This is a genomic window from Pseudomonas sp. F9001, from assembly GCF_013385435.1.
GTDB lineage: Bacteria > Pseudomonadota > Gammaproteobacteria > Pseudomonadales > Pseudomonadaceae > Aquipseudomonas.
Genome location: NZ_JACAPX010000011.1, coordinates 70,062 through 94,192 on the forward strand (window position 1 = coordinate 70,062; position 24,131 = coordinate 94,192).

The following is a 24,131-nucleotide window of genomic DNA, read 5'->3' on the forward strand; positions in this document are numbered from 1 at the left end:
TCAAACGTTGTGACAAGTCCTCTCTAATGCGCATCCGCCGTCGGCTGCTTCGGCGGTTGCACCTTGCGCATCAACGGCACCAGCAACACGGCGACGACGAAGCACACCATGATCATCAGGAATGCGTCCGCATAGGTCAGCGTTTGCGCCTCGCGCCAGGTCAGCGCCCACAGCTGACTCAGCGCGAACTGGCTCGAATCCAGGCTGTTTTGCCCCAGCAACTGGGCATTCCCTGAAAGCTGGTCAAGCCAGACATTCATCGACTCGTTCCGGATGTTCAGGTGCTCGGCCAGGCGCAGGAAGTGCAGGTTGGTGCGGTCATTGAGCACCGTGGCGCAGGCGGCGATGCCGATGGCGCCGCCGAGGTTGCGCATCAGGTTGAACAGGCCCGAGGCGAGCTTCAGGCGGCCGGGGGCCAGTGCGCCGAGGGTCAGGGTGACCACCGGCGGCACTGCCATTTGTTGAGCAAACCCGCGTATGGCTTGGGGCAGCAGCAGCTCCTTGGCGCCCCAGTCGTGGGTGATGGGGGAGAAGTCCCACATCGACAGGGCGAATAACGACAACCCGAACATCAAAATCCAGCGCAGGTCGAAACGATTGGCCAGCAAGGCGTACACCGGGATCGCCAGCAACTGGAACACCCCCGTGGAAAACACCGCCAGGCCGATATCCAGCGAGCCGTACCCGCGCACCCGCCCGAGAAACAGCGGCGTGAGGTAGATGGTGGCGAAAATGCCGATGCCGGTGATAAATGAAAACAGGCAGCCCAGGGCGAAGTTCCTGTCCCGAAGCGCGCGCAGGTCGACGATCGGCTCCTTGATTTCCAGGCAGCGCCAGATAAACAGCCCGCCGCTGATGGCGGCTATCCAGGCCGTGGTCGAGATGGTGCTGTCGCTGAACCAGTTCCAGCGCGGGCCCTCTTCAAGGGTGTATTCCAGGCAGCCGAGAAACACCGCCATCAACGCCATGCCGATATAGTCGGCGCCCTTGAGCAATGACGGGTTGGGGCGGTCGACCTTGACCAGCATCGGCACCGCAAAGGTCACGAACAGGCCGGGCAGCAGGTTAATGTAGAACAGCCAGTGCCAGGAGGAGATGTCGGTGATCCAACCGCCCACGGCCGGGCCCAATGTGGGGGCCAGGGACGCGATGGCGCCGATGGTAGAGGCGGCGATCACCCGCTGCTTGCCGTTGAAGTACATGAACGCGGTGGTGAACACCAACGGAATCATCGAGCCCCCCAGGAACCCCTGCAAGGCGCGAAACGCGATCATGCTCTGGATGTTCCAGGCCATCGCGCACAGCAGGCTGGTCAAGGTGAACCCGGCCGCCGACGCCGCGAACAGCCAGCGCGTGCTCATCACCCGGGAGAGCCAGCCTGACATGGGGATCACGATGATTTCCGCGATCAGGTAGGCGGTCTGCACCCACGCCGTATCGTCCGCGCCGGCAGACAACCCGCCGCCGATGTCCTTGAGGGAGGCGGAGACGATCTGGATGTCGATCAAGGCGATGAACATGCCCACGCACATGGTGGCGAAGGCCGCGACTTTTTGTGCGGTGCTGAGGGCGGGCAACGGGCTGTTCATAGCTGGGCCTTGAGGGCGCTGGCCTGGTCCTCGAACGCCTCATCGGTGTTGACCTTCGCCATCACCGACAGGCCCGGACGCAGGGCGCCGAAGTCGGCATCGTTGCTGTCGAGGCGCACGCGCACCGGCACTCGCTGCACGATCTTGGTGAAGTTGCCGGTGGCGTTTTCCGGCGGCAGCACACTGAATTGCGCCCCGGTGGCGGGGGCCAGGCTCTCGATGTGCCCGTGGAATTCACGGCCGGGGAGGATGTCGGCGCGGATGCTCACGCTTTGCCCGACCTGCAGGCGCCCCAATTGGTCTTCCTTGAAGTTGGCATCCACCCACAATCCTTTCGCGGGCACCACCGAGATCAGTTGGCTGCCGGCCGCGGCGTAGGCACCGACCCGGGCGCGGCGGTTGCCCACGTAACCATCCACCGGCGCCCGCAGTTCGGTATAGCTGATGTTCAATTGCGCCTGGTCGCGTTCGGCCTGCGCCTGTTGCAACGCGGCACGTGCCTGGCCGCGCTGGGTTTCAATCACGTCGATTTGCCGGCGCGCCGCCATCAACCCGGCCTGTGCCCGGGAGTGGTCGGCGCGGGCGGTCTTCCATACGGCGCTGACCCGCTGTGCGCTTTCGACCGATACGGCCTGGCTGCGCACCAGGTTCTGGTAACGCGTTTGATCGTCGCCGGCCCGTTGTGCTTCGGCATCGGTGGCGTCGATCTGTGCCTTGGCCTGGTTGATCACCGCCAGTTGCAGTTGTTCGGTGGCGTCGAGGTTGGCGAGCGAGGCTTGTTGCCCGGCCACGGCGCCGTCGGCCTTGGCCAGGGCCGTGCGGTAGTCGCGCACATCGATGCGCGCCAGCACGTCGCCGGCCCGTACGAACTGGTTGTCCTGCACCGTCACTTCGCTGATATAGCCCGGCACTTTGGCGCTGATCACCGTCACATCCGCCCCGACATAGGCGTCGTCGGTGTCTTCGATAAACCGGCTGACCAGCCACCAGTGACTGGCGTACCACACGCCGCCCGCCACGGCCAGGGTCAGCAGCCCCAGGCGCAAAACCTGTTTGCGCCGGGATGGTTGGGTGGGTTCGGGCACAGCGCTGACTGGAGCGTCCATGACGAAATGACCTCGTTGAATATTAGTGGGGGAAGGGGCTGACCAACTGGTCTTTTTCGGCGTAGGCCCGGCCGGTTCGTGCGCGCCACAGGGTCAGCGGTTCGGCATCGGCGCTGACATGTACGCGGTGGCCCGCACGGGTGATGGGTTTGCCGGTGTTGGCATCCATCAACGCCAGCACCACCGGGCGCCCGGTGGCCTCATCGGCGAGAAACACCTTGGTCGAGCCCTCGGCATGCCGCGCGCCCCAGGCCATCAGCGCGAGGATGACCTGGCGCAAGTCCCGGCCCGCTTCGGTGAGGTGGTACTCATGGCGCGGCGGGTTGTCCTGGTACGGGCGCCGTTCCAGCAAGCCGCCGGCCACCAACGCATTCAGGCGGCGGGTCAGGGTGTTCGAGGCGATCCCGAGGCTCTGCAGGAACTCGTCGAAACGGCGCAGCCCGTAGAACGCATCACGCAGGATCAACAGGCTCCAACCATCACCGATGTGCTCCAGGGCACGGGCGACCGGGCAGGACATGGGTTGGACGCTGGCTTTCTTCATGAGGGACTCCGGGATCTGTTGCTTAATATTACGCAAGTAATATTGCACAGTGGATTTCATAATGAAAGTCACTAGTTGAAATTTTTTGCAGCGATGGATGGCGGCCAGGCAGACGCAAAAAAGCCCCGGGATTCGGGGCTTTTCAGAGGGGAGGGTGCAGGGGGGCCGTTTGAGCGCGGCTGTCCTTATGCCTGCGCCGGTTCCTGGCAGATACGTGAACCTGTGCGCCGCGAGCGCCAGCCAAGGCCCAGCACCATCAGCAAACCCAGGGCCGCCATGATCGCACCAGCCAGCGAAATGGCCGGGTAGCCCAGCCCTGCGTTGATCACTGCTCCCCCCAGCGCCGCGCCGATGGCGTTACCGAAGTTGAACGCACCGATGTTCATCGCCGAGGCCAGGTTGGGTGCATCCTTGGCGGCTTCCATCACGCGCATTTGCAGGGGAGGTACCAGCGCAAAGCTGGCGGCGCCCCACAGCAGGATCGACAAGGCGGCGGGCAGCGGCCATTGCATGAGCACAGAGAACGCCAGCAGCACGGCAATCAGGACCACGAGCGACGTTATCAGGGTGCGGTCCACCGAACGGTCCGCAGACCTGCCGCCCCAGACGTTGCCGAGGGTCAGGCCGATCCCGAACAGCACGAGCATTGCGGTGACGAAGTTGGTCGAGGCGTGGGTGACATCCCGCAGAATCGGCGCGATATAGGTAAACACCGTGAACATGGCGCTGGACCCCACCACGGTCAACGCCAGCGCTGCCAGTACCGGCCCGCGGCCCAGTACGCGGATTTCGGCCATCAGGCTTGCCCCTTTTGGAGCGGGCGTATTCGGTAGCGCCCACCACAGGGCCACCATCACGAACGCCCCGAGCCCGCTGATGCCCCAGAACGCCGTACGCCAGCCGAAGTTCTCGCCGAACCAGGTTGCCAGGGGCACGCCACCGATGGTCGCCAGGGTCAGCCCGAGGAACATCGCGGCGACGGCCCCCGCGCGTTTGTCGGGCGCCACCACACTCGCTGCCACGATGGAGCCGATGCCGAAGAATGCCCCGTGATTCAGCGATGTCACCAACCGGGCGACCATCAGGGTTTGGTAGTCGGTGGCCAGGGCTGACAGCAGATTACCCAGGGTGAAAATGGCCATCAGGCCCACCAGCAGATAACGGCGCGCCACCCTGGCTGTCGCGAGGGTCATGATCGGGGCGCCGATCAGCACGCCCATGGCATAGGCGCTGACCAGCAGCCCGGCGGCGGGAATGGAAACACCGAGGTCGGCGGCGATCCCGGGCAACATGCCCATGGGGGCAAACTCGGTGACCCCGATGCCGAAGGCGCCGATGGACAGTGCTACAAGGGGTGGGTTGATACGCATGGGTGACTCCTCATCTTTGTGTCAAATGCTACAATCACGACTTTTCAGGCGGTAGCCCTCGGCAGGGCACTACAGCTTTGCGTGGAGATCACAAGTGGACATAGGCGGTCGGTCGGGGGAGATGGCGGTGTTCGCCAGGGTCGCGGAGCAGGGCAGCCTCTCGGGGGCGGCTCGGGTGCTGGGCCTCACACCGTCATCCATCAGCCGCATCATCACCCGCATCGAGGGGCGCATAGGCACCCGCCTGCTGCTGCGCACCACCCGGGCGATCACGCTCACCGCCGAAGGCGAAGCGTATTTGCGCGGCGCCCGGCGGATCCTGGCGGACATGGCCGAAGTCGAGGATGCGATCACCGACCAGGGCGCACCACGGGGCCGGCTGAGGGTCAGCGCGGCGCTCGCACACGGGCGGCTGTCGATCGTGCCGCTGGTTGCCGCGTTCAGCGCGCGCTACCCGGCCATCGTGGTTGAGTTGCGGCTGGAGGATGAGGTGGTGGATATCCTGGGCGGGCAAGCGGACGTTGCAATCCGCTTCGGTCAATTGGCCGACAGCCCCTTGACCGCTCGCCTTATCGGCTCCATCGGCGAGGTCATAGTCGCTTCCCCGGACTACCTGGCGCGTCATGGCACGCCGCAGGTGCCGCAGGATTTGCTCAACCACAACTGCCTGCGTTTCAACTTCCGCCGGGCAGCGCCCGACTGGCCGTTTCGCGTGGACGGGCGCGATTTTTCGCTGCAGGTGTCGGGTACGATCGAGGGTAACAGCGGGGAGGTATTGTCCCAGCTGGCCAAGCTGGGTGCCGGCATCGCACGCATTGGCGCATTCAGCGTGGCAGATGACCTGGCCAGCGGTGATCTGGTGCCGTTGCTTGAAGCGTACAACCCCGGAGACCAGGAGCCGATTCACGCGGTGTTCGTCGGCGGCGCGGCGATGCCTGCGCGGGTCAGGGCATTTGTCGACTTTCTGGTGGAACACCACCCGGCGTGACCGCCACTGACACCACAGGCCGCTCCCCCTGACGCAATCCTCTTGAATACTTGCCTAATCCTGCGATCTTGCCCACCCCTGCATAGCGCCTTGATGAACCAGGGTCTAAAGTCATTCCCATCGCCCGCTAGACTAGTCAAACCACGCGCGCGCGAACCAGACGGGCCATCGATGCCCAGCGGCGAGGCCCCGTCTTGCCGTCTAAAAATACTAAAAAATGCAACACCAACCGATGATCAGCGGGTGAGCCATGGAATTACGAATTAACCAGCAGACCCACCAAGTCGACGCCGAACCCGACACGCCTCTGCTTTGGGTCATCCGCGACAACCTGGGCATGACCGGCACCAAATACGGCTGCGGCCTGGCGCAATGCGGTGCGTGTTCGGTGCTTGTGGACGGCAATGTCGTGCGTTCCTGCGTCACGCCCGTTTCCGGCGTGGTCGGCCGCGAAATCACCACCATCGAAGCCATCGAGTCCGATGACGTCGGCAAGCGGGTCGTCGCCACCTGGGTCGAATACCAGGTCGCCCAATGCGGCTACTGCCAATCCGGCCAGGTAATGGCGGCCACCGCGCTGCTCAAGCACACGCCCAAGCCCAGTGATGCGCAGATCGAGGCCGCCATGGTCAACCTCTGTCGCTGTGGCACCTATAACGCCATTCATGCCGCCGTGCATGACCTTGCGCAGAAGGGAGAGGCCTGATGAACATTCGCATTGATCCCACCGCGCTGCCCTTGGTCGCGGCGCTGACTGACCCGGTGAACCTGTCCCGCCGTCGCTTCCTGGCCAGTACGGCCGTGGGCGCGCTGGTGATCGGTTTTGGCCTGCCGCTGGGGTCTGGCCGAGTTCAGGCGGCCACGGCCGAACGCGGTACACAGGTGCCGGCCTTCCTGGAGATTCGCCCGGACAACACGATTCGTTTGCTCAGCCCGTTTATCGAAGGCGGCCAGGGCACGTTCACCGCGATGGCGCAGATTGTCGGCGAGGAGTTGGACGCCGATCCGGCCACGTTCCTGGTTGAGTGTGCCCCGCCCGGTGAAGCCTTTGTGGTGATGGAGAACGGCATGCGCATCACCGGCGGCAGTATGTCGGTGCGGATGAGTTACCCCACGATGCGCCGGCTGGGTGCGCTGGCCCGGGCCATGTTGCTGGAGGCCGGGGCGCAGGCGCTGAAGGTACCGGTGAGCGAGCTGTCGACCGAGCCGGGCAAGGTCGTACACGCGGCGTCCGGGCGTTCTCTTGCGTATGGCGAGTTGGCCGGGCGGGCGATGGACCTGCCGGTACCGGATGTGGCCAGTGTGAAGCTGCGCGACCCAAGCCAGTTCCGTTGGATCGGCAAGCCGGTGAAGCGTCTCGATGCGTATGACAAGTCCACCGGCAAGGCGCTGTACAGCATTGATATGAAGGTCGACGGCATGCTCCATGCCGCCGTGCAGCATGCGCCCCGACTCGGCATGACCGTGGGCAGCCTGCGCAACGAAGACCAGGTCAAGGCCATGCCGGGCGTGCATTCGGTGCATCGCCTGCCCGGTGCGGTGGCGGTGGTGGCCGAGCGTTGGTGGCATGCCAAGCGTGCGGTGGAGTCGATTCAGGTCGACTGGCTGGAGCCGACGGCTGATTCCAAGGTGCGCGGGATGCCGAAGGACTTTTCCAGCGACGAGCATTTCAAGCGCCTGGCCGCAGAAACCGGCCCGGCCCGTGATGATGAGAACGAGGGCGACGTGGCCGGCACGCTGGCCAATGCCAAGACCAGGGTCGAGGCCACTTACCACAACCAGTACCTGCACCATGCCCAGTTGGAGCCGCCTTCGGCGCTGGCGCGCTTCAACCCTGACGGTTCGCTGGAGATCTGGCTGCCGAATCAGGCGCAGGACATGTTCCTGGCCGATATCGCCAAGCGCACCGGCCTGGCCCCGGAGCGGATTACCCTGCATTCGCCGTTGTTGGGTGGTTTTTTCGGGCGGCATTTCCTGTATGACTCGGCCAGTCCTTACCCGCAGGCCATCGAGTTGGCCAAGGCGGTGGGGCGCCCGGTGAAGTTGATCTGGAGCCGCGAAGAAGAATTCCTGCGGGATGTGCTGCGCCCGGTCGCAGCGGTGAATTTCCGTGGGGCGCTGGACAGCGACGGCTGGCCGGTGGCGATTGAAGCGGTGAGTGCCACGGAGGGGCCAACCGAGGCCCTGGCGGGCAAGCAGGGCGAGAAGCTCGACCCGACGGCCCTTGAGGGACTGTCCGGCAAGTCCTATGCGATTCCCAACAAGCGTATCGCGCAGATCTATGTGAAGGGCCCGGTGATGCTGGGCTACTGGCGTTCGGTGGGCAATTCGCTGAATGACTTTTTCTACGAATCTTTCCTGGATGAACTGGCCGACAAGGGGGGCAAGGACCCGTTCGAGTTGCGCCTGCATCTGTTGCGGGATAACCAGCGGCTGACCACTCTGCTGAAGGCGGTGGGCGAGTTGTCGGGTGGCTGGAAACGTGGGCCGTTTGTTGCCGAAGACGGCAGCAAGCGCGCACGCGGGGTGGCGATGGCGTCACCGTTCGGCACCCAGACGGCGGTGATTGCCGAGGTGTCGATCGAGAACGGCCAGGTCAAGGTGCATGACATCTGGCAGGCAGTCGACCCGGGCAGCATCGTCAACCCGGCGATTGTCGAGGCGCAGGTGAATGGGGCGGTGTCGCTGGGCTTGTCCCAGGTGCTGTTGGAGGAAGCGGTGTATGTGGACGGCTTGCCTCGGGCGCGTAACTACGATTTGTACCCGGTGCTGCCGCCTTCTCGGATGGCCCGGGTGCACGTGCGCGTGATCGAGAGCGGGGAAAAAATGGGCGGTATTGGCGAACCGCCGCTGCCCGCCGTGGCGCCTGCCGTGGCCAACGCCGTCGCGGCGTTGACCGGGCAGCGCGTTCGCAGCATGCCGTTAAGCCGCCACTCCTTCACCTGACCGGGGCCTGAGCACTTATGAACAACCGTCGATTCGCAAGAACCGTTGGCTGGCTGGCGCTGCCGTGCCTGGTCGCCGCAGGCCTGCTGGCCTGGTATGTCACCCGCGAGCCTGTCTCGCCGCTGGGGGCCGAGCCCGTCGCCACGGACCCGGCGCTGGTCGCCCGAGGCGAGTATGTCGCCCGGCTCAGCGACTGTGTGGCGTGCCACAGCGTGCCCAACGGCAAGCCCTTTGCCGGTGGCCTGGAAATGGCCACGCCGCTGGGGGCGATCCACGCCACCAACGTCACGCCAGACCCGGAAACCGGCATTGGCAGCTACAGCCTCGCCGACTTCGACCGCGCGGTGCGCCAGGGTGTCGCGCCGGGTGGGCGCCGCCTGTATCCGGCGATGCCGTACCCGTCCTATGCCAAGCTCAGCGACGATGATGTGCGCGCCCTGTACGCGTTCTTCATGAAGGGCGTGGCGCCGGTGCAGCAGGCCAATATCAAGAGTTCGATCCCGTGGCCATTGAATATGCGGTGGCCGATCGCGCTGTGGAATGGCGTGTTTACCGACAGCAAGCCGTATGTCGCGAAGGCCGGGAAGGATGAACTGTGGAACCGGGGGGCTTACATCGTGCAGGGCCCGGGGCATTGCGGCAGTTGCCACACGCCACGGGGCCTGGCCTTCAACGAGAAGGCCCTGGATGAAAGTGGCAAGCCGTACCTGGCCGGTGGCTTGCTCGACGGCTGGTACGCACCGAGCCTGCGGGACGATCCCAACACCGGCCTGGGGCGCTGGAGCGAGCCGGAAGTGGTGCAGTTCCTCAAGACCGGTCGCAACAAACATGCGGTGGTTTATGGCTCGATGACCGAGGCGTTCAACAACTCCACGCAGTTCATGAGCGACGATGACCTGGCGGCGATTGCACGCTATCTGCGGTCGTTGCCGGGCGACGAGCAGCGCGACGGTGCGACCTGGCAGTATCAGGCGGTATCGGCTGCGCAACGCCTGGATGCGCCGGGTGCGCATACCTATGTGACCCGCTGCGCCTCGTGCCACGGGCTGGAAGGCAAAGGGCAACCGGACTGGATGCCGCCGCTGGCGGGCGCCACCTCCGCACTGGCCAAGGAGGACGCCTCGGCGATCAACATCACCCTCAATGGCTCGCAGCGCGTAGTGGCGGCCAATGTGGCGGACGCTTATCGCATGCCGGCGTTCCGTGAGCAGTTGTCGGACCAGGAGATTGCTGAAGTGCTGACGTTTGTGCGCGGCACCTGGGGCAATCAGGGTGGGGCGGTGGATGCCAAGGCGGTGGGCAAGTTGCGTGAGCACACGGGCCCGGCGAGCAGCAGCCCGATCATTCTGCAAATGCGCTGAGGGAAATGCGCCTTGTGAGGGAGGCGCTTTGTGTAGGAACTGCTTTATGTGGGAGCGGGCTTGCTCGCGAAGGCGGTGGGTCAGTGAAGAACTTGCTGACTGACACACCGCTTTCGCGAGCAAGCCCGCTCCCACATTTTCAACCGCGTTTCGGCAGTTTCCAGTTGGGTCGGATGAAGTGGCAGGTGTAGCCATTCGGAATCCGCTCCAGGTAATCCTGATGCTCCGGCTCCGCCTCCCAGAACGGCCCCGCCGGTTCGATCTCGGTGACGACACGGCCCGGCCACAGTTTTGAGGCGTCGACGTCGGCAGCGGTGTCTTCAGCGATGTCGCGTTGCTGTTCGCTCAGGTAATAAATCGCCGAACGGTAGCTGGGGCCCAGGTCGTTGCCCTGGCGGTTGGGCGTGCTGGGGTCGTGGATCTGGAAAAAGAACTCGAGGATCTGCCGGTAAGTGATCACCGTCGGGTCGAAGACGATCTCGATGGCTTCGGCATGGTTGCCGTGGTTGCGATACGTGGCATTCGGCACATCGCCGCCGGTGTAGCCGACCCGCGTGTGCAGCACGCCGGGGTAGCGGCGCAGCAGGTCTTGCATGCCCCAGAAGCAGCCGCCGGCGAGCAGGGCGGTTTCGGTCGGGTTGGTCATGGTCTGTGCTTCCCCTTGTTGGATACCTCGCTAGTTATGGGGGCAGGTTGGACGATTCCAAGGTCGAGGGGCGCGCCTTCGATCGGCTTCGTCCGCGTTGCCCGCAGCGCCATCAACAGCGCCAACACGGGTGCCAGGGTAAACAGCGCGAACAGCCAGCGTGCGGCATGGGCGATGCCGCCATTGCCGGCCACTTCATTGATGCCCGCCATGTTCGAGATCACCCCCGCCAGCGCCGCGCCCATGGCCATGGCGAACAGTTGCAGGGTGGTGATCGACGAAGCGGCCGTGTCCTTGTCCTGTTCTGAAGCCACTTGCAGGATGCGCGTCAGCAGGTGCGGCCAACCCAGGCCGATGCCGAACCCCACCAGGAACAGCCCCAGGCAGATAGGGGCCAGCAATGTCCATTCGCCCTGGCTGGCGATGGGCGTAGTGATCGCCAGCATCATCAAGCCCGCCACGATAAACAGCGGCCCCGCGATGATGGCGCGATGTGGGCCGCGGCCGGTCCAGCCGGAGCTGATGATTTCCGAGACCGTCCAGCCGGCCGCCATCAGCGCGGCCATGTAACCGGCGATCAGCGGCGACTGGCCATGCAAATGCTGCAGAAAGTACGGCATGAAGATCTCGCTGCTCATGCCGATCACCAACAGGCAGGTGGTCGCATAAAGCGCGCAGAGCGGGGTGCTGAACTTCAATGCATCCCGGGGCAAAAGACGCACGGTGGCGCTGGACTCCTTGCGGATCAACAGCACCACCAGCACGACGCAGGTGGCGATACCCAACAGGTTCCAGCTCGGCAGCGCCGAGACGCTGCCGGCACACACCGCCAGCACCGCGCCCGCCAGCAGCACCAGTTGCGGCACCGGCAAACGAGCGGTGGCGGTCGCCGTGGTGTCGCGCGGGGGCAGGGCGCGGCTGGTGAGTACCATGTACGCCAGGCTCACCGGCACCATCGAGCCGAAGGCCAGGCGCCACGCGTCCATCTCGGCAAACACGCCACCCACCGCCGGCCCGACGAGCGTCGCCACGCCCCACATCCCCGACACCAGTGCCATTGCGCGCGGCCACAGGCGCTCTTCGAACACCAGTTGGATCATCGAGTAACACAGGGCCAGCAAGACCCCGCCGCCCAGCCCCTGGATGGAGCGCCCCGCGAGCATCACCGGCATGTTCGGCGCCAGGGCACAGATCAGCACGCCTACCATGAACACCAGTGTGGCCAGCGCATACGCCAGCCGTGGACCGGTGCGTTGCAACAGCTTGGAGGTGAGGGCGGAACCGAGGATCGAGGCCACCACGTACAGTGTGGTGCTCCACGCATAAAGCGCCAGGCCGCCGATTTCGGCCACCACCGACGGCAGGATGGTGGTGGCGATGTAGGTGTTGGTGGCATACAGCGCGATGCCGCCTGAAAGGGCAATGGAGCGCGTGGCGTTCTTGCCGCTAAGCAACTCGCCCCAACTGCTGTCTTGGGTTTGCATCAACGATTCCTTGTAATGCGTTCGCGGTATGGAAGCCGGCGAAGGGTTAAGCGTCAGGCTTGAGGTAATTAACCAAGCAATTGCTTTTAATATTGCGTTGAGGCGAATTATTTTGCAAGGAATGACTTGTCAGGTGGCTGAGTCGCTATGGCAGCCGAGGCAGAGCGTGAGGCGCGCGGTTTCCCACGGCCGGCAGCACTTCACACCATCAGTTTTCGGCTGAACTTGGTTTCCATCACGATATGCGAAGCGGTGTGCGCCACCCCTTTGATCATGTTGATCCTGATGAGCTCGGCATTGAGTTCACTCAGGGTGGCGGTGGCCAGGTGAATGATGAAATCGGACTCTCCCGAGACCGCATACACGGCCTGCACCGCTTCCATCCTGCGCAGCGAGGTCATCACATCGGTGTAGCTCTTGTTGGTGCAGGAGGTCATGGTAAAGCAGGTCACCGTCTGCTGAAGCCGGTCCTGGTCGATGCGCACGCTGTAGCCGGTGATGACGCCGGCCTTTTCCAGGCGGGTAATCCGCTCCTGCACCGCAGAGCGCGAGACCCCGAGCTTGCGGGCCAATGACGCGGTGGGTTCGCGTGCGTTGGCTTGCAGCAGGCCAAGCAATTGCCTGTCCTTGTCGGTGAGGTTAAACAGTGGACCGGGATTCTGCGTATCCATGGACACGTCCTTGACCCTCGCTGGGGTTCAGTTTTTATGAGTCGCCCTGTGTTGCGAGCGCTTTTCCTGAAACATATCCATCATTTTCAGGCCGGCGTAAACCGTTTGTGCGGCCGCCGGGCCCAGGGGGCCGCCATTCCATTCCAGGCCGTAGGCATCGAACAGGCGGTAGCGATCGGTTTCGCCGCAGATCGCCTCGGCGATGACGCGTGCGCCGATCGGCGCGGTGTTCATACCATGGCCACCAAATGATGTACACGCCCACAATCCCTGCCCCAGCGGGCCAATGTGCGGCATCTTGTGCCGCGCATAACCCATCAACCCGGACCAGGCCTTGTCGATCCTGATGCCGCGCAATTGTGGATAAACGTCGAGGATATCCTGCGTCAGCAATTGCCCCAGGCGTTTCTCATCCTGCAGGTTGCGCGTGGTAATGCGGCCGCCCCAGAGCAGGCGGTCGCCCTCGACGATGCGGTAATAGTCCGAGGCCCGGCGGTTATCGCCCACGGCATCGGAGGTACAGACCGCCTCGGCCAGGCGATCGCCCAGGTGCTCGGTCAGCACCGCATAGGTCGCGATCGGCAGGAAGGCGCGGCGTAATTTGCCGAACTCAGGCCCCCCATAGCCGCCGCAGCAGTACACCACGTGGGCACAATCGACAGTGCCCTGATCGGTGATGACCCGGTGTCGCCCGTTGCGGCTTTCGACGGCGGTCATGGGCGAGCGTTCATGGATTTTGCCACCACTTTGCTCGATCAGTCGGGCCAGGCCGAGGCAATAGTTCAAGGGGTGGAAGTGAAAGCCATGGTTGTCGCGCAGCGCCTGGAAATACCGCTCGGTCTTGAGCTTTTCGCGCACCGCCTGGCGATCCAGGTAGTCGAGGTGAAAGTCGAAATCCGCGGCCATTTTGTCCCGCACGCGCTGCAGGTTGTCGCCATCTTCGTAGCGCACCACACTCAGTTTCCCCGGGGTTGGCGTGCAGCCGGGCAACTGATGACCGGCGATCATGCCGCGAACAATTTCGACGCCCTCAAGCGACAGTTTGAACAGCGCGGCGGCTGTAGGTTTGCCGCAGCGTCGCTCGATGGCGGCCAACCCTTCGGACCAGCCCTGGAGCACGAAGCCACCGTTGCGCCCCGACGCTCCCCAGGCCACGCGACCGGCATCCAGCAGCACCACCGACTGCCCGCGGGAGACCAGCTCCCACGCCGTGCTCAGCCCCGCCAGCCCGGCGCCGATCACGCACACATCGGCCCGGGCGTTGCCACACAGCGCCTGGCGTTCAGTCGTGTCGCGCATCGTGGCGGTGTAGTAATTGTTGTTATAGGTGAACATGAAGTCGGCCGTCCTTTTTTTGCGGCGCAGGCATACAGCGCGCCGCGTCGAGGACGGGGCGCCTGTACGGCCTGTGGGGTTTTTTACTGCACCTGGGTGAGGTCGGCGCCGTACCATTTCTCTGACAATTGCTTGAGCGTGCCATCGGCTTTCATGTCGGCGACGATCTTGGTCAGCGCGCTGTTGAACGCCTCATCGCCCTTGTCCACGGCGATGGCCAGGGGTTCGTAGTAGGCGGGTTTGCCTTCCACCCTGACGATGGGGTAGCCATTCTTGACGGCGGCGACGATGGTGGGCAGGGCGGACAGGGTTGCGTTCAGGCGCACCCCGTCTCCCATGCGCAGGTCATCCAGCGGGCCCATGCTGTCGCCGTACGTGCGAACCTCGCCGGGGGTGACTTCGTAAGTGAACGGCGGCACGTCGGCGGCGTCGATCTTGAGGCGGCGGTTGATATAGTCCTCCGAAGTCGTACCGGCTTCGACGCCGATGATCTTGCCGTTCAGGTCCGCCACTTTGGTCTCGGCCGCGTCCTTGTGCACCGCGAATACATACGGCGTGTAGTAGTAGATCGCGGGGAAGTCGAGCACCCGGGTGCGCTCGGTGGTAGGCGTCATGGAGCCGACCGACAGGTCCCAGCGGCTCGACCAGCGCCCGGCGGTGATGATCCCGTATTCGGGCGTCACGAAGTCGACTTTGCTGCCCAGGCGTTTGCCGATTTCGCTGGCGACGTCGATATCGAAGCCTTGCAGCTTATTGTCCGGGCCCAGGAACGATTGCGGTGGCCAGTTGGCCGAGGTGGCCACCTTGATCACCTTGGTTTCATGGATGCGGTCGAGGGTCGAGCCCGCCCAGGCCGCACCTGTGAGGCTGGTGAGGGCGGTGGCGACAGCGGCTGCGGTGAAGAAGCGAGTGAACGAGATCATGGGTAAGCCTCCAGTATCTTGAGTGCGGTGCCTGTTGTTTTTATCGGTGACTTCGCAAGGTTCGACGGTGCTGCTCAGTGGCTGAGAATCTGCGACAGGAATTCCCGGGCACGCTCGTGCTGCGGGTTGTCAAAAAACTCGGTGGGTTTGGCTTGCTCGATGATGCAGCCCTGGTCCATGAAGATGATCCGGTCGGCCACCCGCCGGGCGAATCCCATCTCGTGGGTGACGCAGACCATGGTGATGCCGTCCTGGGCCAGTTCGCCCATCACGTCCAGCACTTCCTTGACCATCTCGGGGTCAAGGGCCGACGTGGGCTCGTCGAACAGCATGATGCGCGGGCGCATGCACAAGGCCCGGGCAATGGCGACGCGCTGCTGCTGGCCGCCCGAGAGCTGGCTGGGGTATTTGTCGGCCTGGTTCCCGATGCGCACTCGGTCCAGGTATTCATAGGCCAGCTCGCGGGCCTGGGGCTCGCTGAGCTTGCTCACCAGACGCGGTCCCACCATGAGGTTCTCCAGCACCGTCATGTGCGGGAACAGGTTGAACTGCTGGAACACCATGCCGACCTGGCGCCTTATGCCCGCCACGCAGGCGGCATCACGGGTCAACTCGGTGCCCTCGATGAACACGTGGCCTTTCTGGAAGTCTTCCAGCAGGTTCAGGCAGCGAATCAACGTGGACTTGCCGGAGCCCGACGGCCCGCAGACCACCACGATTTCACCGCTGGCAATGTGCAGGTCGATGCCCTTGAGCACATAAAAATCGCCATACCATTTATGCATGTCCTGGATCGATATTGCAGGGTATGGAGCAGGGACTATTGAGGGCTGATTCATCGTCATGCTCCTGGTTCAGCGATGGGCGCGGTTGAAGTGCTTTTCCAGGCGGGCCTGGACGGTTTCCAGCACGATCGACAGCAGCCAATACAGCACGGCGGCGGTGATCAGCATTTCCAGGTGCCGGAACTCGGCGCGTCCCTGGGTTCGTGCCAGGAACATCAGCTCCCAGACGCCGATCACCGACACCAGCGAACTGTCCTTGAGCATCGAGATGAACTGGTTGCCCGTTGGCGGAATGATCAGGCGCATGGACTGCGGGAGAATCACCCGGGTCATCGTCTGGAACGGGTTCAGGCCAATCGCCCGCGAGGCTTCCCACTGGCCCCGCGAGATGCTGCTGATACCGGCGCGGAAGATCTCCGTCATGTAGGCGCCATAACACAGCGAGAGCGCCAGGATCCCGGCTGGAACCGCCCCGACGACATAGCCCAGTTGAGGGATGCCCAGGTAAATCAGATAGATCTGGATCAGCAGCGGGACGCCGCGGAAAAACGAGGTGTAGAAGCTCGCAATCGCAATCGCGAAGCCGTTGGAAGACAAGCGCGCGGTGGCGCCCAGCAGCGCCAGGACGAACGCAATCGCAATCGAAATCGCCGACACGTAGACGGTCGTGAACACCCCCTGGGTGATCATGAAGCCGATTTTGGTCGCGATGAAACTGTAGGAAAGGTTGAAGGTGTCGAAGAACAACAGGAACAGCACCAGCAACTCGCACCAGACCGTGATGATCTGCGCGCGTAAGGGAAAGCGGCCAAGGATGAACAGGTTCAGCACCACCGTCAGGGTGAACGTGCCGCCCACTGCAATATCTCGTGCCAGTGGTGCCTTCAGGTCGAGAACGATGGGGCCCATCAAGTGGGAGAGGCGGCCTTCACCGACGCCGCAGGCGAGCGTGATGATGAAAATCACCACGGCCACCGCGCCCATGAATACCGCGCTGTCCGTCATGCGGGTCTTGACGATATGGTCTCTGTACATGGCTTACACGCCCCGGGGTGAGCCCCTTTATTGTTGTAAGCCCATTATGGGTTGACGAAATGCCGGGCGGCACCCTGCGGATTGTTGGGAATTGCGGTTTTCATTGGCGTATGAGGGGATGGGAGCCGTACATATGCCGGGCGGAGTCATCAAGCTTTCGCCAGCAATCATTTCGCGCCAGACTCATGGGCATTCATTGCCCCAGGGTAGCCACCATGATTTCCCATGTGTTTTTAGGTACAGGTGATTTTGATCGGGCTTTTGCTTTCTATTCGAAGGTGATGGCTGAGTTGGGCCTCAGGTTGAAATTTTGCGATGCGGATAAACCGTGGGCCGGTTGGGTGGCTGAAACCGCACCTCGTCCGATCTTCGTCATTGGGGCGCCATTTGATGGCAACCCGAGTGCACCCGGGAATGGGCAGATGGTGGGGCTACTTGCGCCCAGTCGGGAAGCGGTTAGAAGAAGTTATACAGCGGCGTTGGCGCTCGGCGGGATATGTGAAGGAGAGCCTGGATTAAGGCCTCACTACCACCCCGATTATTACGGCGCGTATTTTCGAGATACTGATGGCAACAAGCTGTGCGTGTGCTGCCATGATCCACAAGCAAATTACCCTCGGTGAGGGTGAGTTGAACGAGCAAAAGCTGAGGCTGGGAACGCTGAACAGGGCTGAGGGCGTTGGGGCGGGTTTGGAACTGGGATTGAGGTAGTGATCCATGGCGCGCTGGGCGGCCTGGTGGAGTTTTGGATCGGAAGTTCCCGGAGGATTAGGGGTAACCTTGAACATTGTCTGGATGCTCCATTTTGGCCCCCGCCTTATCGCTACTAAACGAAAGGTGGCAGCTGTGTGCAGGTTAGTAGAGCGGATATTCCAGACAAAACCGGCGCGCCCGAGGGCGCCCTGCACACAGCCACCATTAAGCACAGACAAAGACGTCTGACAGATGATGCTTATGCACATTGCCTAGAATACTTCGGGCTACTAAACCCGATCACTGAGGTTTCAGCGACCGAGCATCCTTAGAGCCCCATACCCAAGCGCACAAGCCGGCGGATTCTGACGTAACTGTAGGCAATGGAGCAAGGCACCTCACGGCTTGCTATAGGCCATGTACTCATTCTGCAAGACAATATGGTCGGCCAAGTACTTCGCATCATGCCAAACCCCGTAGATAAACGAAGACGCGCGGTTCACCAGGTTCGGCAAACCCAAAAAGTAAATCCCGCTTTCCGCCGAAATCCCGCGCTTATGGAAAGGCTCACCTTTCTCGTCGAACGCATTCACTTTCAACCAACTGAAATCAAAACTGAAACCCGTGGCCCACAGAATCGTGGTCACACCGGCCTCAGCCAAATCCAGGCTCAGGATCGGATTCACCAGGCACTCCGGGTCAGCCAACAATTCCCACGCCTCAGGCTCCGGCGCAAACGGCAGGCCGTTCTGCTCGATATAGGCGTCGGCATCCCGCAGTACATCAAAGTAGGCACGGTCACCTTCAGCCACATTAGCCGCCAGGCCGGGCTCAAACTCCATCACGCCTTCATTCCACGACCGAGTAACACCCACCAGCGTAATGCCCATGTGCGCCAGGCGGCGGAAGTCGACGGTCTTGCCGCCTTCATAGCCACTGACGGCAAACGCCACATGCTTCTTCTTCGGCTGGATTTTGACCTCGTCCCACAAGCCCAGCGCGCCCAGCCACCAGCAGTAATCACGGCCACGATACGAGCGAGGAGGGCGATAGTGTTCGCCCACCGAGAGGTACACGGTCTTGCCGGCCTTTTGCAGTTCCTCGGCAATTTGTGAACCCGATGCGCCAGCGCCCACCACCAACACAGCACCCTCGGCCAACTGGCCGGGATTCTTGTAGGCCGAGGAGTGCAGCTGTTGAACCGTGGCGTGTGCGGGCACCAGATTCGGAATGGACGGACGTTGAAACGGGCCTGTCGCCGCAACAACGTTGGTGGCCTCGATCACACCCGCCGAGGTGGTCACCTTGAACCCGGGGCGACCCACGTGGCGTTCCACTTGCTGCACTTCAACCCCGGTGCGCACCGGAGCCTTCAGCATGTTCACGTACTCTTCAAAGTAGGCCGCCATGCGCTCTTTCGGCGGGAAGCTCTCGGGGGAAATGCCTTCGAATTTCATGCCGGGAAAACGGTCGTGCCAGGCCGGGCCGTTGGCGACCAGCGAGTCCCAGCGCTCGGACCGCCAGCGCTCGGCGATGCGGTTACGCTCCAGCACGATGTGCGGCACGCCCATGAGTGACAGATGCTCGCTCATGGCGACCCCCGCCTGGCCTGCGCCCACCACCAGGGTGTTGATCTTTTCAACTGACATGTGAGCTTCCTAAAGATAAGCGACCATCGACCGGTATCAGTGTGATCAAGCAACCGCCAGCCGGAAATTATGCTTTTTGAACGTAGAGGTTAGGCAAAACCAAAGCCCTTCAATCGGCCTCCAGCAGCTCGGCCACCGCCGTCAGGGCCAGGCGGTAGCCCAGCGCGCCGAGGCCTGCGATCACGCCGGTGGCGGCTTTGGACACATAGGAGTGATGACGGAAAGCCTCGCGCTTCCAGATGTTGCTCATGTGCGCTTCGATGATCGGGCCGTCGAACGCCAGCAGCGCATCGAGAATCGGCACCGAGCTGTAGGTCAGGCCGGCGGCGTTGATGATCACCGCGTCGGCGTTGAGCCGGGCCTCCTGAATCCAGTCCACCAGCACCCCTTCATGGTTGCTCTGGCGAAAATCCAGGGTCAGGCCCAGTTCGATAGCGTGGCGCTGGCAGCACGCTTCGATGCTGGCGAAGCTTTCGCTGCCGTAGGTGCCGTTCTTGTCCAGACCGTACAGGTTGGCGTTGGGGCCGTTGAGGAAATACACAGTGCGGGGCATGGCAAGCTCCAGGTGGCTCATGGTTGCTGGTTGGGGTTCCAGTCATCCGGCACCACCGCAATCACATCGATCTCCATCAACCACTCCGGCTGGCCCAGACCCGAAATCACCAGGCCGGTGGAGATCGGGAACACGCCCTTGAGCCATTTGCCGACCTCCTGGTACACCGGTTCGCGGTAGCGCGGGTCGATCAGGTAGGTGGTGGTCTTCACGATGTGCGACAAATCGGAACCGGCTTCCTCCAGCAGTTGCTTGACGTTTTTCATTGCCTGTTCGGCTTGCGCGCGCGGGTCGCCGAGGCCGATCAGGTTGCCGTCGAAGTCCGTGCCGATCTGGCCACGTACATAAATGGTATTGCCGGCGCGCACGGCCTGGCACAGGTCGTTGTCCAGCGCCTGGTTGGGGTAGGTCTGCTTGGTGTTGAACATGCGGATACGGGTATGGGTGGGCATTGCTGGCAACTCATGAGGCGCGGAATAAATCCAGCTTCACATTGGCCTCGCCCGCGCGAAACCAGCATTTGCGCGAGGTAATGCTTAGGCAAAACCGAAGCGCCATCCGCCGGCGTCAGCGTCGGGCTAAAACAGCAATCGGCATGAACCATGCAACGCTGTGTTTGAGGCAGGCGGCGCCGGCTTGGCGTCAGCTTATTGATGATGTGGAGGCGTGATGCTCAGTCGTATTACCCAGCGCCAACTGGAATATTTCGTGGCTTCCGGTGAGGCAGGCAGCATCAGTGCGGCGTCTGAGCGCATTCATGTGTCGTCGCCGTCTATCTCGGCTGCGATCACCCACATGGAGGCCGAGTTGGGCATCCAGCTGTTTGTGCGGCATCACGCCCAGGGCATTTCCCTCACGGCAGTGGGGCGCCAGGTGATGCAGGAGGCCAAGCTGATCCTGGAGCAGATGACCAACCTCTACACCATCGCTTCCGAGTCGCTGAACACCGTGCGCGGACCGCTGCGGGTGGGTTGCCTGGAGTGGCTGGCGCCGATGATCACCCCTGAGCTGGTGTTTGGTTTTGGCCGCGCGTTTCCAGGTGTACGCCTCACGCAAGTGGAGGGCAACCACGAGGAAATGCTGGAAAAACTGCGCAGCGCCGAGATCGATATCGCCCTGACCTACGACCTGGTGACCAGTGACGACATCGACTTCCAGCCGCTGGCGCAATTACCGCCGTATGTGATGGTGGGTGAGTACCACCCGCTCGCAAGCCTGTCGGCGGTGAGCATGCTCGACCTTGAGGATTACCCGGTGGTGCTGCTGGACACGCCCTGGAGTCGGGAATATTTCCTCAGCTTCTTTATGCAGGCCGGTACCACACCGAACATCATCATGCGCTCCAGCAACCTTGAAACCGTGCGCTCGATGGTTGCCAATGGCATCGGCTATTCCTTCGCGAATGCCCGGCCCAAAGCCAATCTTTCCCAGGACGGCAAGCGCTTGATCCGCCTGCGCTTGTCCGGCCCGCACCGGCCCATGCAGCTGGGCTATGCCACGGCGAGCAATACCCAATTGTCCCGCGTGGTGTCGGCGTTTGCCGAGCGTTGCCGCATGTTCGTTTCAGACCAGTACATCCCGGGCATGGCGGCCCCGAGCTTTTTTGATGCCCATGCGGTGCGCACCCTGAACGGCGCGGGCTGAGCCGCGTGCTTTCCTGCTTTTCTGTGGGAGCTGGCTTGCCTGCGATGCAGGCACCTCGGTCTTCCAGGTACACCGGGGCGATGCTATCGCAGGCAAGCCAGCTCCCACAGGGGATCGCGTTTGCTTCGCACCAAGATGTGGCGCTGATTGCCTGATGGGCGAGGTGTCGCCCCATTAAGAGACAGGCTGTTTTACCAGTCCAGTCGTCACCCAGGGAACGGTGACGCTGCGTAGGTTCTCCCTACCCAATAGGCCGGCTTTTACGAATTGACCCCAAGGGCCTCTCCCCACGAATCTCAGTCCATCGGTGCAGATCAGGGTTCGACCTTCACGTTGAGCATTCGGTGGGCATTTTCATTTTTTTGTCGAGCACAGTGACGATGACTTTCAACTGGAATTACATGTTTGGTTTGCTGGCCGATGCCGAGTTCTGGCGGGCGACATGGACGGTCATCCAGCTCAGTTCGTTGACATGGGTCCTGAGTATCGCGCTGGGCTTCCTGCTGGCCCTGGCCAAGCAGTCAAAGCACGCGCTGATTAGCCTGCCGGCGCGTGGCTATATCTGGTTGTTCCGCAGCCTGCCGCTGCTGGTGCTGCTGATCTTCATCTACAACCTGCCACAGGCGATTCCCGCCACGTCGGTGATTCTGGCGGACCCGTTCTGGGCCGGCCTGCTGGCGCTGGTGATCTGCGAAACCGCCTATGTCGCTGAGATTCACCGGGGCGGCCTGCTGTCGATTCCCAAAGGTCAGGGCGAGGCCGCGCGGGCACTGGGGCTGAAGTTTTTCGGGATCCAGTGGCGGGTGGTGATCCCGCAGGCATTGCGGGTGGCGCTGCCGTCGCTGGCCAACGAATACATCTCCATCGTCAAGCTGACCTCGTTGGTGTCGGTGATTTCGCTGACCGAGATCCTGATGGTCGGCCAGCGCCTGTATTCGCAGAATTTCCTGGTGATCGAGACGATGGCGGCGGTGGCTTTTTTCTACGTGTTCATCGTCACGGTGTTCGACTTCCTGCTCAAACGGCTCGAGCGTTTTCTCGACGTCAATCAACGCAACGTGTCCCGGGTACCTGATGCCGAGGTGCTGGCGCTGGCGACCCGACAGCACGTCGCCCTGCAACGCCCTGTCAGTACCGAAGGCCCGGCGCTGCAGGCCAGCCGGCTGCACAAGGCCTACAACGATGTAGAGGTACTGGGCTCGGTCAACCTGCAGATCCAGCCCGGCGAAGTAGTGTCGGTGATCGGGCCTTCGGGCTCCGGAAAAACCACCCTGATTCGCCTGCTCAACGGTCTTGAGCAACTGGACAACGGCGAGATCCAGATCAACGGCCAACCCTTTATTCACCTGAACAAAGTCGGCGCGCAGAAGCCGCAGTATGTCGAGCACGCCGAGCATCGCCTGAACATCGGCATGGTGTTCCAGAGCTTCAATCTATTCCCGCATCTGAGCGTGCTCGACAACTTGCTGATGGCGCCGAAGTACCACCACCTCGGCAAGCTGGATGAGCTGAAGCAACAAGCCTACGCGCTGCTGCACAAGGTCGGCATGCTCGATCACGCCTGGAAGTACCCGCATCAGCTTTCCGGTGGCCAACAGCAGCGCGTGGCCATCGCCCGCGCCCTGATGATGCGCCCGCAAATCATGCTGTTTGACGAGCCCACCTCGGCCCTGGACCCGGAAAAAGTCAACGAAGTCCTGCAGGTCATCGAGGCCCTGGCCCAGGAGGGCATCACCATGGTGATCGTCACCCATGAGATGAATTTCGCGTTCAAGGTCTCCGACCGGATCGTGTTCATGGAGAGAGGCCGTGTGGTGTGCGACGACACGCCGCAGGCGCTGCGCAGCGGCGAAAACCCACGTGTGGAGGCGTTCCTCAAGGACGTCTCGCTGGCGTAACCCCTTTAACGTTCGAGCGACAAGAGAGCCACAACATGATCGAGCAAGCGCAAATTGAACAGTTTCACCGGGACGGTTTTCTGGTGGTGCAAGACGTGCTGTCGGCTGAAGAAGTCGCCGCGTTGCAGCACGACTTCGACCAGTGGGTAGAAGACAGCCGCAGCCACGAACAGGGCTGGGGTGAAACGGCAGATGGCCGTGCGCGTTTCGACCTGGAAGGCGACCATCGCCCGGATCATCCCTCGCTGCGCCGAGTGAGTTCGCCCACCGAAATTTCGCCGGCATACCAGCGTGTGGCGTTGCATTCGCGGATGGCAGCGATCTCCGCGCAACTGATCGGGGGCGGCGGCACGCGTTTTCATCACAGCAAGATCAACTCGAAACTGCCCCACACCGCCACGCAGGTGAAGTGGCACCAGGACTTCCAGTTCACGCCCCACAGCAATGACGACATCGTCACGGCCTTGCTCATGGTCAGTGAAGTCACACCGCAGAATGGCCCGTTGAATGTTATTCCCGGCAGCCACAAAGGCCCGTTGTGGTCCCACTGGCGCGACCAGCGTTTCACCGGTTCGGTGGACGACACGGTGGTCGACGACCTGTGCCACGACCCGGTCGCCTGTTATGGCCCGGCCGGTTCCGTGTGCTTCATGCACACCCGTCTTTTGCACGCTTCAAGCCCTAACGAGACCGAACTGCCGCGCACCCTGTTCATCAGCGTCTACGCCGCTGAAGACGCGCTTCCATTCGGCGAAAACCCGCTGCCCAGCGCGCACGCCGGCCTGATAGTGGCCGGTGAAGAAAGTGGGCTGGTGCGTTCCACGGAAAACCACCTGCGCTTGCCGCAGAAGCCCCGTGGCGCCTCTTTCTTTGTGCAACAGGCCGGCCAGGATTCAGTCACTGCCTAACCT

General features: G+C 62.5%; 22 protein-coding genes. 8 read left to right on the plus strand and 14 right to left on the minus strand.

Going from position 1 to position 24,131, the window contains the following annotated elements:
- Nucleotides 1–23: 23 nt before the first annotated feature.
- The 4 genes from HX818_RS09080 to HX818_RS09095 form a co-directional block, all read right to left on the minus strand.
- Nucleotides 24–1,589, minus strand: a complete 1,566-nt coding sequence (locus HX818_RS09080) for a DHA2 family efflux MFS transporter permease subunit (protein WP_177019882.1) — start codon at nt 1,587–1,589, stop codon at nt 24–26.
- Nucleotides 1,586–2,695, minus strand: a complete 1,110-nt coding sequence (locus HX818_RS09085) for an HlyD family secretion protein (RefSeq protein ID WP_177019883.1) — start codon at nt 2,693–2,695, stop codon at nt 1,586–1,588. Before HX818_RS09085 ends, HX818_RS09080 begins: the two co-directional genes overlap by 4 nt.
- A gap of 22 nt (nt 2,696–2,717) precedes the next feature.
- Entirely contained in the window at nt 2,718–3,239 is a 522-nt protein-coding gene (locus HX818_RS09090; RefSeq protein WP_177019884.1) for a helix-turn-helix domain-containing protein, read from the minus strand.
- A gap of 185 nt (nt 3,240–3,424) precedes the next feature.
- Complete coding sequence (locus HX818_RS09095) at nt 3,425–4,609, minus strand: MFS transporter (RefSeq protein WP_177019885.1); 1,185 nt, start codon at nt 4,607–4,609, stop codon at nt 3,425–3,427.
- 94 nt (nt 4,610–4,703) lie between these two features.
- Here HX818_RS09095 and HX818_RS09100 point away from each other — a divergent pair, with 94 nt between their 5' ends.
- The 4 genes from HX818_RS09100 to HX818_RS09115 all read left to right on the plus strand — a co-directional run bounded on the left by HX818_RS09100 (nt 4,704) and on the right by HX818_RS09115 (nt 9,904).
- Complete coding sequence (locus tag HX818_RS09100; RefSeq protein WP_177019886.1) at nt 4,704–5,597, plus strand: LysR family transcriptional regulator; 894 nt, start codon at nt 4,704–4,706, stop codon at nt 5,595–5,597.
- Between the two features lie 250 nt (nt 5,598–5,847).
- Nucleotides 5,848–6,303 (plus strand): (2Fe-2S)-binding protein, encoded by a 456-nt coding sequence (locus HX818_RS09105; RefSeq protein WP_003215609.1) that lies wholly within the window; start codon nt 5,848–5,850, stop codon nt 6,301–6,303.
- Nucleotides 6,303–8,543 (plus strand): molybdopterin cofactor-binding domain-containing protein, encoded by a 2,241-nt coding sequence (locus tag HX818_RS09110; protein WP_177019887.1) that lies wholly within the window; start codon nt 6,303–6,305, stop codon nt 8,541–8,543. The genes HX818_RS09105 and HX818_RS09110 overlap by 1 nt, the downstream gene beginning before the upstream one ends.
- 17 nt (nt 8,544–8,560) lie before the next feature.
- Entirely contained in the window at nt 8,561–9,904 is a 1,344-nt protein-coding gene (locus HX818_RS09115) for a cytochrome c (RefSeq protein WP_177019888.1), read from the plus strand.
- Nucleotides 9,905–10,043: 139 nt separating this feature from the next.
- On the opposite strand, the gene msrA is transcribed toward HX818_RS09115, so the two are convergent.
- The 7 genes from msrA to HX818_RS09150 form a co-directional block, all read right to left on the minus strand.
- A complete protein-coding gene (msrA, locus tag HX818_RS09120; protein ID WP_003215613.1) occupies nt 10,044–10,550 on the minus strand; it encodes a peptide-methionine (S)-S-oxide reductase MsrA in 507 nt (168 codons plus the stop codon).
- Nucleotides 10,547–12,034 (minus strand): MFS transporter, encoded by a 1,488-nt coding sequence (locus HX818_RS09125; protein WP_003215615.1) that lies wholly within the window; start codon nt 12,032–12,034, stop codon nt 10,547–10,549. The genes msrA and HX818_RS09125 overlap by 4 nt, the downstream gene beginning before the upstream one ends.
- A gap of 200 nt (nt 12,035–12,234) precedes the next feature.
- On the minus strand, nt 12,235–12,705 hold the full coding sequence (locus HX818_RS09130; protein WP_003215617.1) for an Lrp/AsnC family transcriptional regulator: 471 nt from the start codon (nt 12,703–12,705) through the stop codon (nt 12,235–12,237).
- A gap of 27 nt (nt 12,706–12,732) precedes the next feature.
- Nucleotides 12,733–14,040, minus strand: coding sequence for an FAD-binding oxidoreductase (locus tag HX818_RS09135; protein ID WP_177019889.1), 1,308 nt, complete (start codon nt 14,038–14,040; stop codon nt 12,733–12,735).
- Between the two features lie 83 nt (nt 14,041–14,123).
- Complete coding sequence (locus HX818_RS09140) at nt 14,124–14,963, minus strand: transporter substrate-binding domain-containing protein (protein WP_003215621.1); 840 nt, start codon at nt 14,961–14,963, stop codon at nt 14,124–14,126.
- Between the two features lie 74 nt (nt 14,964–15,037).
- Complete coding sequence (locus HX818_RS09145) at nt 15,038–15,802, minus strand: amino acid ABC transporter ATP-binding protein (protein ID WP_023658742.1); 765 nt, start codon at nt 15,800–15,802, stop codon at nt 15,038–15,040.
- 15 nt (nt 15,803–15,817) lie between these two features.
- Complete coding sequence (locus tag HX818_RS09150; protein ID WP_008434702.1) at nt 15,818–16,783, minus strand: amino acid ABC transporter permease; 966 nt, start codon at nt 16,781–16,783, stop codon at nt 15,818–15,820.
- A 215-nt stretch (nt 16,784–16,998) separates the two neighbouring features.
- On the opposite strand from HX818_RS09150, the gene HX818_RS09155 reads away from it, so the two are divergent.
- Complete coding sequence (locus tag HX818_RS09155) at nt 16,999–17,406, plus strand: VOC family protein (protein ID WP_003215625.1); 408 nt, start codon at nt 16,999–17,001, stop codon at nt 17,404–17,406.
- A 468-nt stretch (nt 17,407–17,874) separates the two neighbouring features.
- Here the strand turns inward: HX818_RS09155 and HX818_RS09160 are convergent, their stop codons facing one another.
- The 3 genes from HX818_RS09160 to HX818_RS09170 all read right to left on the minus strand — a co-directional run bounded on the left by HX818_RS09160 (nt 17,875) and on the right by HX818_RS09170 (nt 20,130).
- Nucleotides 17,875–19,125 carry an NAD(P)/FAD-dependent oxidoreductase gene (locus tag HX818_RS09160; RefSeq protein ID WP_177019890.1) on the minus strand — a complete coding sequence of 417 codons (1,251 nt, stop codon included), beginning with the start codon at nt 19,123–19,125 and terminating at the stop codon, nt 17,875–17,877.
- Between the two features lie 109 nt (nt 19,126–19,234).
- Nucleotides 19,235–19,678 carry a type II 3-dehydroquinate dehydratase gene (locus HX818_RS09165; RefSeq protein ID WP_023658744.1) on the minus strand — a complete coding sequence of 148 codons (444 nt, stop codon included), beginning with the start codon at nt 19,676–19,678 and terminating at the stop codon, nt 19,235–19,237.
- A gap of 17 nt (nt 19,679–19,695) precedes the next feature.
- Nucleotides 19,696–20,130: a RidA family protein gene (locus tag HX818_RS09170; protein WP_003215629.1), complete on the minus strand. Its 435-nt coding sequence runs from the start codon at nt 20,128–20,130 to the stop codon at nt 19,696–19,698.
- Between the two features lie 217 nt (nt 20,131–20,347).
- On the opposite strand from HX818_RS09170, the gene HX818_RS09175 reads away from it, so the two are divergent.
- The 3 genes from HX818_RS09175 (at nt 20,348) to HX818_RS09185 (ending at nt 24,128) form a co-directional block, all read left to right on the plus strand.
- Nucleotides 20,348–21,322 carry a LysR family transcriptional regulator gene (locus tag HX818_RS09175; protein WP_008434694.1) on the plus strand — a complete coding sequence of 325 codons (975 nt, stop codon included), beginning with the start codon at nt 20,348–20,350 and terminating at the stop codon, nt 21,320–21,322.
- A 380-nt stretch (nt 21,323–21,702) separates the two neighbouring features.
- On the plus strand, nt 21,703–23,220 hold the full coding sequence (locus HX818_RS09180; RefSeq protein ID WP_003215631.1) for an amino acid ABC transporter permease/ATP-binding protein: 1,518 nt from the start codon (nt 21,703–21,705) through the stop codon (nt 23,218–23,220).
- A 35-nt stretch (nt 23,221–23,255) separates the two neighbouring features.
- Nucleotides 23,256–24,128, plus strand: coding sequence for a phytanoyl-CoA dioxygenase family protein (locus HX818_RS09185; protein ID WP_177019891.1), 873 nt, complete (start codon nt 23,256–23,258; stop codon nt 24,126–24,128).
- The last annotated feature ends 3 nt before the right edge of the window (nt 24,129–24,131 follow it).